This window comes from Niallia sp. HCP3S3_B10 (genome assembly GCF_052064465.1).
GTDB classification, from domain to species: Bacteria; Bacillota; Bacilli; order Bacillales; family Cytobacillaceae; genus Niallia; species Niallia hominis.
Window position 1 is genome coordinate 1 of record NZ_JBQHVO010000083.1, and the last position, 18,618, is coordinate 18,618.

Here is an 18,618-nt window from a genome sequence, read left to right on the forward strand (position 1 = left end):
GTCTCGGACTTTCTCGCATCTCCCGTAGGAGTCGAGCGGACACCTCTCCAAACCAACTTATTATTTGCTTTCAAATAAATAAAACCTCATTAATTTGGAGAACTAGACTTTTTCAGTGCCCTCTTTGGATTCTCGTTGATTATATACATCGGATTTTAAATCACAAAGTGCTTTCTTGATAAATTAGGAAAAATAAGTCCCTTTAACCTCAAATAGCTCCCCAGTTAGACATTTAAAAGATATGGATTCCCTCCTATTTTTACTCTTATAAAAGAATTATCATAAATCTAGCAGTTCTCTCCTTTTGTCAAAAATGATAGGAGGCTATGATTTGTAAATCAAAAAACATATTTTTCAACGAATTTTTAAAGTGAAAATCTATAACACTAAAACAGAAACATATTATTTAAAACTGTGTCTATTTTCTCTACTAGATCATACAAAATCGAAAAATGAGGTGAAAAAACTGCTATTAAGAAAGTGAATATAGACAAAATGGAATGTTTATATTTCATTAGCAGCTACTCGAATGACTGAAAACAATCATTCTCGCGTTGAGCGAAGAAATAAATTACAAGAAGAACAACGTTTATCAAAGAATCAGAAACCAAAGAGAAGATTCTGGAAAAAACTCTTATATTTTAGCCTTATCGTTGGAGTTGTACTCTTTTTGGTTGGAGTTGGTGCAATTATTTTGATTATCAAAGATGCTCCAAAGTTTGACGAAACATTATTAAAAGACCCTTTATCGTCTAGCTTATTTGCTAGTGATGGAAAAACAGTCATCGCCGAGGTAGGGACAGAAAAACGTGATGATATCGGAATAGAACAAATTCCAGAGGTATTAAAGGATGCTGTTTTAGCAACCGAGGATTCTCGTTTCTACAAGCATCACGGAATTGATGTAAAACGAACAATGGTTGCGATTTTTAAAGTAATTACGACAAGATCGTTAGAAAGTGGTGGAGGAAGTACCATAACACAGCAGCTAGTAAAAAATTCTTTTTTATCGATTGAACAAACACCAACAAGAAAAATCCAGGAATGGTACTTAGCAATTCAATTAGAACGTCGCTTTACTAAAGAGCAAATACTGGAAATGTATTTCAACAAAAACTTATACGGTGGAGATATTTATGGAGTAGCAAAAGCATCGGAGCGTTTCTTTGGTCTAAATGTGGATGAATTAAACCAATTAACACTTGAACAAGCTGCGCTTTTAGCAGGAATTCCACAAAGTCCGAATCGATACATGCCAACCGTTGAAGACAACTTAGAACGTGCAGAAGAACGAAGAAATATGGTTCTTAACTATATGAATAGACATCATTATATTTCCAAATCAGAAATGATAGAAGCACAAAGTACCCCTATTGAAGAGACGATAAACATACAGAAACCGAAAGCAAATAAATATGAGGCCTTTGTAAATACCGTGTTAAAGGAGGTACAAGACAAAACAAATGCGAATATTTTCGAAGATGGATTAGAAATTTATACAACCATCGATTCTGACATACAACAATTGACAGAAGATGTGCTGTCCACCAATGATTATGTCAGCTTCCCAGAAAATGAAAAGCTGCAAACAGCTGTTGTAATTACCGATACACAAACTGGAGAAATTAAAGCAATTGGTGGTGGGAGAAATTTTCAAACTAATTCTTATAATTATGCCATTATGATGAAACGTCAGCCAGGTTCGACAATTAAACCGATTCTTGACTATGGTCCTGCCATTGAAAAATTGAACTGGTCAACAGCCCATAAGATAAAAGATGAAAAATATCATTACAGTGATGGGACTCCGATTCGAAACGCAAATCGTACCTATGCAGGGAGTAAGACAATTAGAGACCACCTTGTTTGGTCACGCAATATTCCAGCATTAAAAACATTTCAAGAAGTTGGTGCAGAAGCTGCAACTGAATTTGCTAGAAGTCTAGGTTTCCCAATTTCAGATGAACAAAAAGGAAATGAAGCAAACTCCATTGGTGGGATTGATGCGGCTTCTCCACTTGTGATGGCCGGTGCATACTCTGCCTTTGGTAATGCTGGTTACTATATAGAACCCCATACTATAACAAAAATTGTCTATTCAAATGGGCGTGTTGAGAAATTAGCACCGACTGAGAAAAAAGTAATGGCAGATTATACAGCTTTCTTAGTGACCGATATGCTAAGGTCAGTCGTCCATTCAGGTACTGGGGCTAAGGCGAATATCGCTAATATAGACCTTGCTGGAAAAACCGGAACGACGAACTTTGATGAAAAAACCGTTACGAAATACAGCCTCCCAAATAATGCTGTAAGGGATGCATGGTTTGTGGGGTATACTCCACAATATACTGGAGCCGTATGGACTGGGTATGATAAAACGACTTCTTCGAGTGATTATTTAAATAGCACAACAGACGATCTTTCCCTACTCGTTTTCAAAGCCATTATGTCGAAGGCAGCAACAAGTCAAGAGCGATTTAAGCAGCCTGAAAGTGTTGGGAAATCGGGAATGGAGTATTACGTAAAGGGTGGAGAGAAACCACAACCGCCGAAACCAGTGACACCAACCGATTTTGGCGCCATTTATGAGGAAGAAGCAAATCAAATTGAATTAGCATGGAACCACTCTTCGATTAGCGGTTTTGAAACAAGCTTTGAAGTTACTTATACAGTAGATGGAAAAACAACAAACTTAACGTCTACAAAGGATAAAAAGGTCATTCTTCCGAATCCTCATAAAGGCGAAGAATATGTCTTTACGGTTGTGGCAAGTGTCGAAGGGGTAAAAAGTGATGTAGCTTCCACTGCCATCACAGTGGAGGAACAAGCCAAAGCACCAGACAGTCCAAGCAATCTCCAAGCAACCTATGATCAAGCATCAAATAGCATTTTGATTCATTGGAAACCTAGTAACGAAGGTGAAAATAACCAATACATTGTTTCCTTTACGGTTAATGGAATCCCTCAAACCTTAGCACCGACGTCAGAGCAACAAGCCACATTGAAGGGGCCACAGCCTGGACAAACGTATATTATCACAGTAACTGCCACAAATGAAGTAGGTTCTAGTGAAGCGGTGTCTACGTCTGTTACGGTTTATTCGACTCCTGACGGAAGTGGAGAAGATAATGGATTTGGTGATATTATCCTTCCTGATGCAAATACTGGCACAACTCCGTAAGTGAAAAAAGAAAATGGTCTCCAAATTCAAGGGATGATCATTTTCTTTTTATATCAAATCAACTAGAGAAAGATTTTTAAGTAGGTCAAAAGATACAAGGAACTTTTTTTCTGGATAGATAAAGCAGGAAAGAAAGGTACGATTGGCACTAGAGGAAGAGAATAATAATAAGTAATCTAAATATAATAGTGTGATAAAAGAGCGAACATTCTGCAATCTTATGATAGAGACTTCAGTTAAGTAGGAAAAACAGGTAGGATTACCTAACTGTTATTATATTGTAAAGAGATTGATTCAAATTAGAAATCCATGAAATAATCTAGTTTGCTACAATGAAGGATAGCCTACTAAGACATAATTAGAAAGATTTTTGCATAAAGATAGTATTTTAAAAAGAGGAAGACACTCTAAATGGATGGCAGGGGGAAGTTATGACATTAGAAAAAAAACTAATCGAAAAAACGTATTATGAAGGATACTTAAAAGATAGAGACGAATCACCAATTGAAGTCTTAGGACAATTATATATTGCTGAACAAAGAAAAAATGTTCCTGATTTAACTTCTATCCGCTTTGCGCAAGGGGAATTATATTTTCAATACCATGATTATGAAGCGGCTATTTTTAAATGGGAGAATATTAGTAATGAATTAGAACCATGGGCGCAAAAGAACCTTGCAGATGCCTATTTGGAATTAGAGGAATATTCAACTGCAGAAAGCTTTTATAAATCAATTGTTACCGATTCTGATCTTTTAAAGACAGAAATTTCGATGCAGCTATTTTCTTTATATTTTCAAAAAGAAAATCATGAAATGGCGTTAGAGATTATCAATAATCTTGTCGCAACTAATCCTGATTATGCCAATATAACAACTGTTGCTAAATCGTATTATGAAGAACAGCAAAATTGGGAAAAAGCAATCCAGCTAGCTGTTAATGAAGGGAAAAGAACAGATGCATTAAAATGGTATGAAGCGCTGATTCATTATAGCAACCTTGGTGTAATCAATCAGTTTGAGCCATCTTATTTTATGGAAAACTTGAAAAGTCTTCAAGAATTAGATACTGCTACTTTTGAGAGATTGGCGATATCATTATGGAAAAACTATGAAGATAGCGCACATTATTTAACATGGGTAACTGTGTTTAATACAGTCTATGAGCCAGCACCAAGTGAAGCTGAAGAGGGACTGACGCTTATATTAGAAAAAGCATATGCTCATTTAATTAGTGGTAGCTATCCTATTAAAGAAGTACAAGAAATCGTTCCAGCACTTTTATCCAATTATTTCTTATCTTCTGCTGGTAGACATGTTGTAGTTGCAGCATCTGCTGTTTTAGCTTGGAATGAAATGTTTAAACATTCTATTGAATATTCCGTTGTATCAAAAGCTGAAATGGTCATTAATGAAGCACCGGAAGCGAATGTTTCGTTCCAACAATTTATGAATTTATTTGAATCTATTATAGATTGGGCAGATAAACATGATATTCCACTAGATAAGAAATTTACCCAAAAAGTGCAGGATTACCTTCCATCTGATCATTATCAATTATTGATGGTAGGATCACATGGAAGTGGTGTGAATGCTTATATTAATGAGCTTGTAGGGGAAACTGTTCTGGCGGAAGAAGCAAGCGCGATTCTAACAGTAAAAGATAATGATTATCTTGAGATTAAGGAAGTAACGAACGCTGGATTACGTCCAATTGATACACTAACCAATTTTTATAAAGAGCTTTTGATGCAACAATCAGATTCTGTGAATCCGAGAGTGTTTCAGTTAGATACACCTTCTCACTTTTTAAATCAAAATAGATGGACTGTTACTACTGCTCCTTTTGTTGAAAAAGAATCTTATGCAGATTATGCCATGCTGGCAGACAGTCTCTTATTTGTTATAAATGAACACTCTGTTTTTTCTTATAATGAATATGAGCGATTAAAGCAATGGAAGGAAAAGTCATCGTTCTTAACTGTTCAATTCTTAATTTATATGGATGATGCGGAAAATGAGAAAGTGGCAACAAAACGATTGCAAAAGGCAACAGCTGCTATTCAGCATTATTTCCCAGATAGCAAAATATTTATCTATTCTAAGCAAGAGGATAGAAAAATGCAATTAGATGAGGTCAGTCTCTACTATCAACAGCATTTTGAAGGAAGAAACATGAAGGAAGAACGTCTACAAAGCTGCATTTCCATCATTCAAGATTTAATTACAAATCTATTAGATAAGCGACTAGATATGGAAAATAGTTTAAAGGGATCACTAGAATTGTATGAGGAAATGGTAAGTAAGCTTACTGGTGCAAAAAATCAGCTTATGGATATGGAAACGTCAAAAATTGAATCAATTACAAAACAATTTGAAGAAATCAAAACAGAAACGCAAGAAGCAATGAAGAAAGATATTCCAGCTATTTTAAAAGGCTGTAAGGATTTTGTAAAAGAAGATAGTGATTTTACTAAGATGCATGTTGCTCTTAATGAAGAGATGAATAAACGTATAAATCACTATATAAACGAAACGTTATCACCGCGCGTTCATCGAAGTATAGAGGAATGGATTCACTCTTCCCATAAACAATTAGAGCAAGGGCAGCAATTTCTTCAAGAGCTTTGTGAAGGATTTAATGGCATATATAAAGAGCATCCTTTGGAACTTATCTGTGACTTTACAATCATTGAAGATTGGAGAAGGGATGCACGCCGCTTATCAAGTGGGCTACGAATCGATCCATTAAATATTTTCAATCGCTTTAATGCGTCTCAAGTATTTTTAAAGAGTGCAGGGAAGCTACTCGGAGCTATTCAACAAAATAAAAAAATGCTCCAATCAAAATATCAAAAGTATATCGAAACGGAAGACTTTTCTGAAGTGGTTTCATCTGTTTCAGCAGCTGTTTTACAGCATTTTGATTTCTATGAAAAAGGATTGGAAAATGATATCAAGATGTTCTTTATCAGTCCAAAGGTAACATTAGAGCAGGTTGCTGAAGAAAAATCAAAAGACATAGTGGAATACAAAGATTTACTAGAACGTTTAAAGAATAATCCGGAAATGTTCCATGATCCATTGAAATTATTCGAATTACGTTTGCTGCAGTACGATTGGCTTGCTAATACAACTAAGCCTGCAACGACATGGATATAAGTGATTGAAAAAAGGGAGAAGATTAATCGAAATAGTGATTATTCTTCTCCCTTTATTTCTAGCAAATATTATAATTTAAATGAGCTTTTCAAGGAAACAATGCGGTTAAATACAGGCTTTTCAGATGTTGTATATTTAGGGTCCACATTAAAATAGCCATGACGGAAGAATTGAAATTTATCTTGTGGTTTAACATCCTTCATATTTGGCTCAATAAAGCCTTGAATCACTTCTAGAGAATTAGGATTTACATAGTCTAAGAACGTTTTTCCTTCTTCTATTTCCTCCTCTTCATCACTAATAAGTGGTTCGAATAAGCGGAATTCAGCAGGGATAGCTTGCGTTGCTTCCACCCAATGCAATGTTCCTTTTACTTTTCTGCCAGTAAAACCAGTCCCACTTTTTGTTTCTTTATCATACGTACAGTGAAGCTCCATTACATTTCCCTCTTCATCTTTTATTACTTCTTCACATTTGATGAAGTAAGCATGCTTTAATCGCACTTCATTTCCTGGGAATAAGCGGAAGTACTTCTTCGGAGGATTCTCCATAAAGTCTTCTTGTTCAATATAAATTTCACGAGAGAATGGAATTTGTCTCACTCCCATCTCTGGATTTTCTGGATTGTTTTCCGCATCTAACATTTCTATTTGTCCTTCTGGGTAGTTCGTGATGACGACTTTTAAAGGATTTAGGACACCCATTGTACGAGGAGCTTTTAATTTTAAATCTTCACGAACAAAATGATCAAGCATTGCAGAATCAACTGCTCCAGATCCTTTTGAGATACCTAATTCCATACAGAAATTACGGATTGCTTCTGGCGTTACACCTTTTCTTCTTAAACCAGAGATAGTAGGCATACGAGGATCGTCCCAACCATCCACATATTTTTCGTCTACTAGGAGTTTTAATTTCCGTTTACTCATTACCGTGTTTGTAATATTTAAACGACCAAATTCAATTTGTTGAGGCGTGCTTTCCATTTCACATTCACGAACAACCCAATCATAAAGAGGGCGTTGGTCTTCAAACTCTGTTGTACAAAGAGAGTGTGTGACACCTTCAATCGCGTCCTCTAACGGATGAGCAAATGCATACATTGGATAAATACACCATTTATCTCCAGTATTATGATGTGTTGCATGGGCGATACGATAAATAACAGGATCTCTTAAGTTAATATTAGGAGAAGCCATATCAATTTTTGCGCGAAGAACCTTTTCACCATTTCCAAACTCTCCGTTACGCATTGCTTCAAATAATTGAAGATTTTCTTCCATAGAACGGGTGCGATAAGGACTTTCTTTCCCTGGTTCTGTTAACGTACCACGGTATTCACGAATCTCATCAGCAGATAAATCATCTACATAAGCTAGCCCTTTTTTGATTAATAGAACAGCACGCTCGTACATTTCTTCAAAATAGTCAGAAGCAAAGAGCAGATTTTCCCATTCATATCCAAGCCATTCTACATCTTCTTTAATAGAGTTAACATATTCAATGTCCTCTTTTAATGGGTTTGTATCGTCAAAGCGCAAGTTTGTTTTGCCGCCAAATTCATCTGCCAACCCAAAATTAATAAAAATGGACTTAGCATGTCCAATATGTAAATAGCCATTTGGTTCTGGCGGAAAGCGAGTGATAACTGTATCATGCTTACCTGTTTCTAAATCTTCTTTCATGATGTTTTTTATAAAATTAGAGCCAATCTCCAAGATTATAGCCACCTTTCTTTTATGTATGAATACTTTTAGTTTTGAATGTTGAGCCTAGTAACTCGTTTATATCGAAAATATCCAAACGATCTTAGTATGATTATATCAATAATATAACCAATATTTTATTATAAACTTCATAGAAAGGAAACGAAAGTACAATAAATTTGTAAATTTTTATGGTTTTGGAAAATGATTTGTATAGTTTTGGATTAATTTTGAAGAAATAGCCATTTTAGTTAGTGAGAGGCTTTTATGAGAAGGATGAACGCCAAAAAAGCAGGAGGAAGAGGGGAAGTTGGTTTTCATTAAAATAAAATGCCCCCATTAAGCAAAAGAGGCATTTAACAAAAATAATTACATAATCAATCGCACAATAGCCATACACACCACTCCGAATAATACGGTAGTTAATAAGCTTTTGCTAAGAAAAGCAACAATGATAGTCGGGATAGTCGCAAGGAGGGCTTCCCAATTAATACGGATACCAGTACTTCCGCTAGTTTCTAAAAGACTTTCTACAATTAATCCAGTAAAAATACATACCGGGAGATAGGAAAGCCATTTTTCAACTGGTTCAGAAATGGTGAAATTGCGTGCTACTAAAAATGGAATAACTCTCGGAATAAACGTAACAAGTGTACAACCAATTAATAAAAGAATAAAGCTAGTGTTACTCATCATTTATCTGTCACCACCCCAATTGTAGCAACAATGATTGTTGATATAATGACACTTAAGCTGCTTGATAAAAAAGTAGAGAAAACAAGCATGCATATGATCATCAATGTGATTAATAATAAATAGTGTTTCAGCTTAGTAGGTTTGATTGTTTGCAATTGCAGGATTAATAACGCAATAAACATGGCGGGCAAAGCATAATCTAATCCAAATTGTTCAGGATCTGGGAACCAGCCACCGATATATCCCCCGATTGTACATGCTCCAATCCAAACAAGGTAGGCAGTAAGATTTAGTCCATTCATCCAGCGATCATTAATAGGCTCTTTTCTAGCAATTTTCGTAATAGCTACTCCAAATGACTCGTCTGTAACAAGGCTTCCAATACCGATATTTTTCAGTACGGAATATTGTGTGAATTTAGGTGCTAATGCTGAGCTTAATAACAAGTGGCGCAAATTCACAATGAATGTAGTAAGGATAATGGCACTAATGGGACTTGCAGCTGCAATCATTGCACAGATAATAAATTGAGAGGCACCTGCATAAACAAATGTGGCAAGAAAGAAAACATGGAATACAGATAATCCAGACGATACACCTACCACGCCCATTGCTAGGCCAATGCTGATATAGCCTAGTAATGTTGGAATACAGTCCTTCACCCCATCCAAATAGGAGAGTGTTTGTTGTTCTTCTTGTTTTTCTAATTTTAAACTTTGCACGGTCAATCCCCTTTATTGCGAATTAGTAATTACATTTATTATATAAGGGAGAAAAATTTTAGGCAATGCCTTAATAGATGAAGTAGTAGGGGTGAAAATTTGTGGTTATTTTACGCAAAGTTAGAATGAAAGCCATCACTGCCATTTATTACAGTAGTTTGGAATTCTGAAAAGAAGCGTATTAAATAATAACACAAAAATAAAAACCATTCTCATCATATCTAGAAGAATGGTTTTGTTTATATTTCTTTTCTTTTCGTGTTAATTTTTCCTGTTTTGTCTTTGTTGTTTTCGTGATTGGTACGATGGATCCCCAGGAGCCTCTTCGCATCGTTGTATCAAATCCACTTTCTCTTAACGCTTTTTCCCGTTTCTTTCTTGCCGCTGATTTAGCCATTGCGTTTCCTCCTTTTGATGTGAATCATTTCCTTAATTATACATCATAAAGGAGAACAATGTTACTAGTTATACATTGGGATGTTAAGAAATCGACTGTTTCGATAACTTAGGATGTCGATGCATCATTGCAAAAAGAAAAATACCGCTTGCTAATAAGAGAAAGCTGGTTGAAAAGAATACCATGGAGAAACCAAAATTACCAGCGATTATTCCACCAAGAGCAGGGCCGATAATATTTCCGAGAAAACGGAGACTTGTTTCATACCCCATTACTTCTCCTTGCATGGCAATTGGTACTTCTTGACGAATATAAGCTATACGTACTGGAACCATTCCACCAATCGCTACACCAAGAATAAAGCGGATAATAAGTAATTGCCAGTATTGATTAACAAATCCCCCTGGAAAATAAATGATCCCAGCAATAAATAAGAGAATAACAAGTACTTTCAGATGACCTGAGCGATCTCCCATTTCTCCCCATTTCCTTGCCATTAGCAAGTTACCTAATCCTGCTGCTGAGAAAGCTAATCCAGCGAAAAAGGCAATGTTCTCAGGTCCGTGCAAGTCACTGACATATAGAGAAAGAATTGGTTGGATACTAAAATGGGCAATTTGAATAAAAGCCGAGATAAGTAGTACGGTGATGAAAACAGGATTCTTAAGAATATGGGCTAATACCTCTTTGCTTGTATAACTGCTTTTCGTACCCTTTTGAACAGGGAGAACAAATTCTTTCGTCGTAAATACTAGAATGGCAGAAATAAAGATTGCAAGTGAGGTAAATCGGAAAGTCGCTCCATAGCCGAAGCTATCTGCTAAGACGCCTCCAAGCAATGGACCAATCAATGCCCCTGTAATACTTCCTGTTTGTAATGTTCCTAACACTTTTCCCGCAACTTTTTTTGGTGTTTGAGTGGAGATAAATGCTTGAGACATTGGGATAAAGCCAGTAAAAAATCCTGTGAAGAACCGAAGAATAAAAACTTCCCATACAGAATTAGCGAAACTCATAAGAAATATCGATATACCAAGCCCGATTGCCAAGATGATAAGAATTGTTTTTCTGCCAAACTTATCGCCAATTTTTCCCCAGATTGGCGAAAATAAAAACGCTGCTACAAAGGTGACAGAGAAACAAAGTCCTGACCAATGTTGAACAAATTCTGGCGAATATTGACCAAAGGATTCAATATAAAGCGATAAAAATGGGAGAACCATGGTCATACAGGCACTTATAAAAAAGTTGGCAAACCACATGATTCCTAAATTGCGTTTTGAATATTGTTGGTTTTCCATTTTGTAAAAACACTTCTTTCTAATATAGTAGAAAATTTTTCATTAAAGGCCTCCTCCATCTAGGATGGAAAGAGAATTCGAAAGGAAGGACGAGGAGATTGTAAAAAACAGCACAAACAATTTCGCTTAACTAAATATTAGTTTAACGTAAAATTTACATAAAAGAAAGTATTTTGGATGTTTTTTTCCAACAGATGTTCGATGTTTAATAAAAGAAGAAGAGGTATCTATCAAGAAAAGACTGTAATGTAGTGGTTGTAGAGTTGCAAAGGAGTGAATAATTAACTGAAATTACCAATGGAGGATTTTCGTACTTTTTTATTGGAATTCTTGTGAAAAATAATTAAAATGCATTTGTTTTTCTAGAGTATACAAATGTATTTTTAGAAAGGATAGCACTTGATTATTTAGTGTGAAATAGTGATAATAGCGATAGTGAATAATTTTGAAAATTATTACTATTTAACAATTAGTGGGAGTTGTCGAAATGAAGGTTGTCAAATTTGGGGGTAGTTCATTAGCTACGGGGAATCAATTGGAAAAAGTATTGCAAATAGTTAAAGCAGATAAGGAGAGAAGGATTGTTGTTGTATCTGCACCTGGAAAAAGATATGAAGAAGATACGAAGGTTACAGATTTATTAATCCAATGCGCAACAGCTGTCATAAATGGGGATAGCCCTTCCCCTTATTTAGAGGAAGTGTTAGCCAGGTATGCAAATATTGCCAAAGAATTGGATCTTTCCAGTGATATCATAGCAAATATAAAACGAGATTTATTAGAACTAATAAATAATTCCGCTGATAAAGATGCTTTTATGGAAGCGATGAAAGCTAGTGGCGAGGATAATAATGCAAAATTAGTTGCACACTTTTTTAAAGATAGAGGATTAGATGCAATCTATGTTAGTCCGAAAGAAGCGGGCTTAATTGTAAGTGATCATCCTGGAAACGCTCAGGTGCTTGCTGAATCATATGATCGACTATTCACTTTAAGGGAACAAAAGAACATTATTGTTTTCCCAGGCTTTTTTGGATACAACGAATCAGGAAAAGTTGTTACTTTTTCAAGGAGCGGCTCCGATATAACTGGTGCGATTCTTGCAAATGGAGTGAAGGCGGATTTATATGAAAACTTCACAGATGTTGATGCAGTATACTCCGTCAATCCTTCCATTGTTAAACAGCCAAAAGAAATAAAGGAGTTAACCTATCGGGAAATGCGTGAATTGTCTTATGCTGGATTTTCTGTATTCCATGCGGAAGCACTTATACCGGCTTACCGTGCAGGAATTCCTGTACAAGTAAGAAACACGAATAATCCTTCAGCACCAGGAACAAGAATTGTTGCATCAAGAAGCAATACAAATGGACCGGTAGTTGGAATTGCTAATGATAAGGGATTTTGTTCTATTTATATTAGTAAATACTTAATGAATCGTGAAGTTGGCTTTGCAAGAAAAGTCCTATCCATATTAGAGGAGTATCATATTTCTTATGAACACATGCCGTCTGGGATTGATGATTTAACAATTGTTTTGCGTCAGGATCAATTAACTGGAAAAAGCGAACAAGAAATATTAGCAAAAATCTCCGATGAATTACATGTAGATGAGATAAAGGTAGAGCATGATTTAGCACTTATCATGCTTGTAGGAGAAGGCATGCGTCATAATGTTGGTACAAATGCCCGTGCATCTAAAGCACTTGCAGAAGCAGGAGTAAATATTGAAATGATAAACCAAGGATCATCAGAAGTAAGTATGATGTTCGGCGTGAAAGAAACAGTCGTAAAAAAAGCGGTAAAGGCAATTTACGAAGAATTTTTTCAATAATTTAACGCGGAAATGATAATGCTATAGCAAAGAAATATTAGAGGATGCAGGGAAAAGAATAGGAAAATTTTTTGAAAAAGAAGAAGTTCAACTTTCAAATCTTTATTTGAAAAGGGGCTTCTTCTTTTAATTTATGTCTATTATTCAAATCTTGAGAAATTTTAAAAAGTTTTCTTGTATATAAATTAACAAAAAGTTATAATAAATGCATTACAAAAGATAGATATATTAAGATAAGATTGGTTATGGAAGAGTTTTTTTATCTGTTATTATCGGAAAATTCTATATTATATAAATATAAAATTTTACATCAAAAGAGGGGGAATTACATTGAAGAAAAAAGGGTATTTATTTGCTTTATTTATGTCGATAGTACTAGTTCTAGCTGCATGTGGTACAAGCTCAGAAAAATCAAATAGTGATGAAGAAGGCAAAAAGAAATTGAGAGTAGTAACCGACGCGGCCTATGCACCATTTGAATACATGGATAAAGACAAGATTATAGGTTTTGATGTGGATATTTTCACTGCTGCTGCAAAAGAAGCAGGATATGATTTTGAAATTGTTAATGTTGGATGGGATCCTGTTTTTGCGGAATTAGAAAATGGAACAGCAGATGTAGGTTTATCTGCCATTACGATTAACGATGACCGATTAAAATCTTATGATTTCTCTATTCCTTATTTTGAAAGTACTAATAAAATTTTAGCTCCAGAAGGAACGGATATTGAAAAAGCTGCTGATTTGGTAGATAAGACAGTAGCAGTTCAAGCAGGAACAACAGGTGCAGATGCAGTGGATGCACTATTAGGAAATGGCAATGAGAAAGTGAAAAAATTTGAGAATAATAATTTAGCTATTCTTGAAATGAAAAATAATGGTGCAGATGCAGTTGTTGCAGATAATGCAGTACTAGAAACCTATGCTAAAAATAATCCACAGGATAACTTTACGGTTATTGAAGATAAGGAAGGATTCGAATCTGAATATTATGGTTTCATGTTCCCTAAAGGAAGCGAAATTGTGGAGGATTTAAGCGAAGGGCTTAATGCGATTTTAGATAATGGAAAATATGCAGAAATATATAAAGAATGGTTTGGTCAGGAACCAGATATTGAAAATTTAAAAGCACAACAATAGAAATATTACAGATGAGGAAGGGTACTCAAAAATAGGCATTTCCCCGCTTGAACAATTAGGGAGCACAAATTTCTTCCATATTGTAGCTAAGTGAGGGAAGGTCCTTCTGAGTACCTTTTTTTAAAGAAATTTGAGGTTTTCTATTACTTAAAAAGTAAATGGATAGCAGTAATACTGTTTTTTGGAGGAGAAGTAATGGATTTTAATTTCACGATAATTTGGGAATATGCTGATTTATTTAAAAAAGGTATATTAGTAACCATTCAATTATCCTTATATGCAATTGTGTTTGGGACCATTTTAGGATTATTAATTGGTCTTGGTAAAATAGCAAAAAATCAGTGGATTTCCCTTCCGTTTCGCTGCTATATTGCGGTTTTCCGTGGAACGCCCCTTTTTGTACAAATCTTAATTATTCATTTTGGGTTCATCCCGTTATTCTTGAACACTACAAATGCTATGGTAGCAGCAATAGTCGCATTATCGCTAAACGCGGCTGCTTATATTGCAGAGATTTTTCGAGCCGGAATTGAATCTATTGACCGCGGACAGATGGAAGCTGCAAGGTCTTTAGGAATGACCCATGTACAGGCAATGCGCTACATAATCCTGCCACAGTCAGTAAAACGAATGATCCCACCACTTGGCAATGAATTTATCGTTTTGATTAAAGATTCCTCTTTAGCAGCGGTTATAGCTGCACCGGAGTTAATGTATTATGCAAGGCTCATGATGGGGCAATATAATCGAGTTTGGGAGCCATATTTAACAGTAGCTGTTATATACCTAGTTCTAACTTTAACATTAAGCTTCTTCTTAACTCGTTTGGAAAGAAGGTTGAAAACAGAATGATTGTTGTAGATAAATTGAAAAAGTCTTTTGGAAATAATGAAGTATTGAAGGATATTAGTATAACGATTAACCCTCAAGAGGTAGTTGTTATTATTGGCCCTTCTGGATCTGGAAAGTCTACTTTTCTACGTTGTATCAATTTATTAGAGAGTATAACAGATGGGACCATTCACATTAAAGGGAAGAATATTACCGATAAGACAACTAATATTAATGAAGTTCGTAAGGATGTAGGCATGGTATTTCAACAGTTTAATTTATTTCCCCATAAAACGGTTCTGCAAAATATCATGATTTCTCCAATGAAGGTAAAGAAAGTATCGAAGGAAGAGGCCGAGGAAAAGGCACTGGCGTTATTAAAGAAAGTGGGCTTAGAGGATAAAGCAAAAGTATATCCTGATTCCCTTTCAGGTGGACAAAAACAGCGTGTAGCAATTGCAAGAGCTTTAGCGATGGAACCAAGTATTATGTTATTTGATGAGCCTACATCTGCCCTAGATCCAGAAATGGTAGGAGAGGTATTGGAAGTAATGAAGGATCTTGCAAAGGAAGGAATGACAATGATTGTCGTAACACATGAAATGGGATTTGCTAGAGAGGTTGGCGACCGAGTTATTTTTATGGATGGAGGATATATTGTAGAAGAAGATACTCCAGTACAGCTATTTAGTAATCCTAAGGAAGAGCGAACAATATCCTTCTTAAGTAAAGTCTTATAGGAATTTACGAAAACAACCTTGCAACTCCATTTTCAAAAGGAGTTGCAAGGTTGTTTTTTATAGAATTTAGGAATGTCATTTCGTCTATAAGAAAAGAAAATTGTAAACGATAACAACCTTTATATAGAAAGATTTGATAAAAATGTAGCAGTTATAAATTTAATTCTGAATATTTTGATGATTAAAAATTCTTATTATACTTTATTGGAAATTACCGTTAATATAAAAGAAATCGAAATGAAGTAATTTGGTTTAAGCTCCATTTTTTCTTCTCAGGAGGTATGCCTTATTAAGAGCAAAATTATTAGGAGGGGTAGTATGTTAAAAAAATGGCATAGTGAATTAGCGCAGATGTTTGATCAAATGGTTGAATGGAGAAGACATTTTCACCAGTATCCGGAACTATCTTTCCAAGAGGTGGAAACACCAAGAATGATTGCTGAAATTTTAGAAGGATTCGGTATTGAGGTAAGGAGAAATGTAGGCGGTAGAGGAGTTGTTGGAAAAATCTATGGTGCGAAACCTGGAAAAACAATTGCATTGCGTGCTGATTTTGACGCTCTACCAATTCAAGATGAAAAGGATGTACCATATAAATCAAAAGTCCCTGGTGTCATGCATGCATGTGGGCATGATGGACATACTGCTACCTTATTAGCAGTGGCAAAGGTTCTTCAAGATAATAGAGACAGTATTACAGGAAATATTGTATTGCTTCATCAGCATGCAGAAGAGATGTCGCCAGGTGGAGCAAAGGCGATGATTGAAGATGATTGTTTAAAAGATGTAGATGTTGTTTATGGCTCCCATCTATCTTCTCTAAATGAATTAGGAAAGTACTATTATAAACCAGGCTATTCCCAGGCGGCAGCCGACGCTTTTGAAATTACGATTAAAGGAAAGGGCGGACATGGTTCTGCTCCCCATGAAACGGTGGATGCTATTGCTATCGGTACTGCATTAGTAAGCCAGTTACAATATATTGCTAGTAGACGGGTTGATCCATTAAATCCTGTTGTATTGTCTATAGGTTCCTTCCATGGAGGAAATGCTAAAAATGTAATTGCCGATACTGCGGTGATGACAGGAACTGTAAGAACGCTAGATAAAGATTTGCGTTTATTTATGGAAGAAGAAATTAAATTAATGGCAAATGAAATTTGCGAAAGTATGCAGGCTACTTGTGAAATTAATTATATTAAGGGTTACCCTGCAGTTTATAATCATGAGGAAGAAGTAGAGGTTTTTGAAAAGGTCATTGAAGATTCACTTGATAAGAATATGTTAGTTCGTTCTGTACCAATTATGGGGGCAGAGGATTTCTCCTATTATTTGCTTGAAAAGCCGGGTATGTTTTTTCATACAGGGGCACAGGTAGCAGATGGAAAAGCTTATCCTCACCATCATCCAATGTTCGATTTTGATGAAAGGGCAATGATTAATACTGGAAAAGCGTTCCTAAGTATTGTCGATAATTATGTATCGTCACAGGTGAAAGAAAATCTTGCTGAACCAGTTCGATAAAAAGGCATTTTCGAAAAATAAATGGGATGGGAGCGATTAATAGATGTTAGATAAATGGTACAAAGAAATCGAAGCAATGTATGACCAAATGGTAGAGTGGAGACGATATTTACACGAAAATCCAGAGCTGTCTTTTCAAGAAGTAAATACAAGTAAAATGATTGGTGACTTATTAGAAAGCTTCGGTATTGAGGTCAGACGGAATGTCGGTGGAAACGGAGTTGTCGGCAAAATTTATGGGGCAAAGCCAGGAAAAACGATTGCTTTACGAGCAGACTTTGACGCATTGCCTATTCAGGATGAGAAAGACGTTGATTTTAAATCGAAGGTACCGGGTGTGATGCATGCATGTGGACATGATGGGCATACCGCTACCTTATTAGCTGTAGCGAAGGTTCTACAAGAGAATGCGGATGACTTAGCTGGAAATGTGGTGCTGCTACATCAGCATGCTGAAGAATTGCCGCCAGGGGGAGCCATTGCGATGATTGAAGATGGGTGTTTAGATGGGGTTGATGTTGTTTATGGTGCTCATTTAGCTTCTGGTGCTGAACTAGGAAGTGTTCTTTATGGAATAGGACCTGTTTCAGCTGCAAGTGACGCCTTTGAATTAAAAATCCAAGGAAAAGGGGGACATGGTGCTTCTCCACATCAAACGATTGATTCTGTTGCAGTTGGTGCCCAAATTGCTAATCAGTTAAAACATATTGTGAGTAGAAGGGTTAACCCGCAAAAGCCTGCAGTAATTTCGATCGGTTCATTCCATGCAGGAAATGCAGGGAACGTCATAGCAGATACGGCTGAACTAACTGGAACAGTCCGCACATTCGATGAGGATGTTCGGTCCCTGATTGAGGAAGAGATGGAGCAGTTGATTAGTGGTGTATGTAAAGCATTTCATGCAGAATATGCATTTAATTATGCAAAAGGCTATCCATCTACTGTTAATACAGCAGATGAAACGAATATTTTAGAAAAGTGTTTGATCGACGTCTTACCAGAAAGCAAGCTTGTAAAAATAGAAAAACCAGGCATGGGTGGAGAAGATTTTTCTTACTATCTGCAAAATCGTCCTGGATGTTTCTTTTCGGTTGGAGCTCGAAATGAAGAAATTGATGCTGTGTATCCTCATCATCATCCAAAATTCACTTTTGATGAAAGGGCATTGCTTCATACAGCTAAAATATTTTTAAGCTTGGTAGATTATTATACGAATGCAGAAAAGACGGAGGCCTTAGTAAATAGTTCTACTATATAAAACTAGAATTAGATTCTAGCATTCTCTAAGTAGTATGCGCCTATCAGCTAGCAAACTTCTGATCACCTCTTTTGCGTAGTCAACATCAGTTCACTAACGTTCACTGTGTTTCCTTTATCGAAAGAAC

The 18,618-nt window shown here is 35.9% G+C and carries 13 protein-coding genes; 8 read left to right on the forward strand and 5 right to left on the reverse strand.

Annotated elements, in window-relative coordinates; translation table 11 throughout:
• Nucleotides 1-529 precede the first annotated feature (529 nt).
• Together ACTNDN_RS22835 and ACTNDN_RS22840 are read left to right on the forward strand one after the other, a co-directional pair.
• On the forward strand, nt 530-3,181 hold the full coding sequence (locus ACTNDN_RS22835; RefSeq protein WP_441132361.1) for a PBP1A family penicillin-binding protein: 2,652 nt from the start codon (nt 530-532) through the stop codon (nt 3,179-3,181).
• Between the two features lie 431 nt (nt 3,182-3,612).
• The gene (locus ACTNDN_RS22840) at nt 3,613-6,342 is read left to right on the forward strand and encodes a tetratricopeptide repeat protein (protein WP_035416695.1); all 2,730 of its coding nucleotides are present in this window, start codon (nt 3,613-3,615) and stop codon (nt 6,340-6,342) included.
• A 68-nt stretch (nt 6,343-6,410) separates the two neighbouring features.
• Here the strand turns inward: ACTNDN_RS22840 and ACTNDN_RS22845 are convergent, their stop codons facing one another.
• From ACTNDN_RS22845 to ACTNDN_RS22865, 5 genes are all read right to left on the reverse strand, one after another.
• Nucleotides 6,411-8,060 (reverse strand): glutamine--tRNA ligase/YqeY domain fusion protein, encoded by a 1,650-nt coding sequence (locus ACTNDN_RS22845; RefSeq protein WP_441132363.1) that lies wholly within the window; start codon nt 8,058-8,060, stop codon nt 6,411-6,413.
• A gap of 357 nt (nt 8,061-8,417) precedes the next feature.
• Nucleotides 8,418-8,744, reverse strand: a complete 327-nt coding sequence (locus ACTNDN_RS22850; protein ID WP_441132364.1) for an AzlD domain-containing protein — start codon at nt 8,742-8,744, stop codon at nt 8,418-8,420.
• The gene (locus ACTNDN_RS22855; protein ID WP_031539532.1) at nt 8,741-9,466 is read right to left on the reverse strand and encodes an AzlC family ABC transporter permease; all 726 of its coding nucleotides are present in this window, start codon (nt 9,464-9,466) and stop codon (nt 8,741-8,743) included. The genes ACTNDN_RS22850 and ACTNDN_RS22855 overlap by 4 nt, the downstream gene beginning before the upstream one ends.
• A 181-nt stretch (nt 9,467-9,647) precedes the next feature.
• Nucleotides 9,648-9,863 carry a hypothetical protein gene (locus ACTNDN_RS22860; RefSeq protein ID WP_048719012.1) on the reverse strand — a complete coding sequence of 72 codons (216 nt, stop codon included), beginning with the start codon at nt 9,861-9,863 and terminating at the stop codon, nt 9,648-9,650.
• 83 nt (nt 9,864-9,946) lie between these two features.
• Nucleotides 9,947-11,164 carry an MFS transporter gene (locus ACTNDN_RS22865; RefSeq protein WP_031539538.1) on the reverse strand — a complete coding sequence of 406 codons (1,218 nt, stop codon included), beginning with the start codon at nt 11,162-11,164 and terminating at the stop codon, nt 9,947-9,949.
• A gap of 487 nt (nt 11,165-11,651) precedes the next feature.
• Between ACTNDN_RS22865 and ACTNDN_RS22870 the strand changes: the two genes are divergently transcribed.
• The 6 genes from ACTNDN_RS22870 (at nt 11,652) to ACTNDN_RS22895 (ending at nt 18,491) form a co-directional block, all read left to right on the forward strand.
• Nucleotides 11,652-12,998 (forward strand): aspartate kinase, encoded by a 1,347-nt coding sequence (locus ACTNDN_RS22870; RefSeq protein WP_031539540.1) that lies wholly within the window; start codon nt 11,652-11,654, stop codon nt 12,996-12,998.
• 330 nt (nt 12,999-13,328) lie between these two features.
• The gene (locus ACTNDN_RS22875; protein WP_031539541.1) at nt 13,329-14,138 is read left to right on the forward strand and encodes a basic amino acid ABC transporter substrate-binding protein; all 810 of its coding nucleotides are present in this window, start codon (nt 13,329-13,331) and stop codon (nt 14,136-14,138) included.
• 195 nt (nt 14,139-14,333) lie between these two features.
• On the forward strand, nt 14,334-14,990 hold the full coding sequence (locus ACTNDN_RS22880) for an amino acid ABC transporter permease (RefSeq protein WP_031539543.1): 657 nt from the start codon (nt 14,334-14,336) through the stop codon (nt 14,988-14,990).
• Complete coding sequence (locus ACTNDN_RS22885; protein WP_251627732.1) at nt 14,987-15,709, forward strand: amino acid ABC transporter ATP-binding protein; 723 nt, start codon at nt 14,987-14,989, stop codon at nt 15,707-15,709. Before ACTNDN_RS22880 ends, ACTNDN_RS22885 begins: the two co-directional genes overlap by 4 nt.
• A gap of 318 nt (nt 15,710-16,027) precedes the next feature.
• The gene (locus ACTNDN_RS22890; protein ID WP_031539569.1) at nt 16,028-17,233 is read left to right on the forward strand and encodes an amidohydrolase; all 1,206 of its coding nucleotides are present in this window, start codon (nt 16,028-16,030) and stop codon (nt 17,231-17,233) included.
• A gap of 43 nt (nt 17,234-17,276) precedes the next feature.
• Nucleotides 17,277-18,491 carry a M20 family metallopeptidase gene (locus ACTNDN_RS22895; RefSeq protein ID WP_031539567.1) on the forward strand — a complete coding sequence of 405 codons (1,215 nt, stop codon included), beginning with the start codon at nt 17,277-17,279 and terminating at the stop codon, nt 18,489-18,491.
• Nucleotides 18,492-18,618: the final 127 nt, after the last annotated feature.

Bases quoted from the DNA above. Each gene is read 5' to 3' on its own strand.
- ACTNDN_RS22835 (WP_441132361.1), top strand. From the start codon at position 530: ATGACTGAAAACAATCATTCTCGCGTTGAGCGAAGAAATAAATTACAA.
- ACTNDN_RS22840 (WP_035416695.1), top strand. From the start codon at position 3,613: ATGACATTAGAAAAAAAACTAATCGAAAAAACGTATTATGAAGGATAC.
- ACTNDN_RS22850 (WP_441132364.1), bottom strand. From the start codon at position 8,744: ATGATGAGTAACACTAGCTTTATTCTTTTATTAATTGGTTGTACACTT.
- ACTNDN_RS22860 (WP_048719012.1), bottom strand. From the start codon at position 9,863: ATGGCTAAATCAGCGGCAAGAAAGAAACGGGAAAAAGCGTTAAGAGAA.
- ACTNDN_RS22865 (WP_031539538.1), bottom strand. From the start codon at position 11,164: ATGGAAAACCAACAATATTCAAAACGCAATTTAGGAATCATGTGGTTT.
- ACTNDN_RS22870 (WP_031539540.1), top strand. From the start codon at position 11,652: ATGAAGGTTGTCAAATTTGGGGGTAGTTCATTAGCTACGGGGAATCAA.
- ACTNDN_RS22880 (WP_031539543.1), top strand. From the start codon at position 14,334: ATGGATTTTAATTTCACGATAATTTGGGAATATGCTGATTTATTTAAA.
- ACTNDN_RS22885 (WP_251627732.1), top strand. From the start codon at position 14,987: ATGATTGTTGTAGATAAATTGAAAAAGTCTTTTGGAAATAATGAAGTA.
- ACTNDN_RS22890 (WP_031539569.1), top strand. From the start codon at position 16,028: ATGTTAAAAAAATGGCATAGTGAATTAGCGCAGATGTTTGATCAAATG.
- ACTNDN_RS22895 (WP_031539567.1), top strand. From the start codon at position 17,277: ATGTTAGATAAATGGTACAAAGAAATCGAAGCAATGTATGACCAAATG.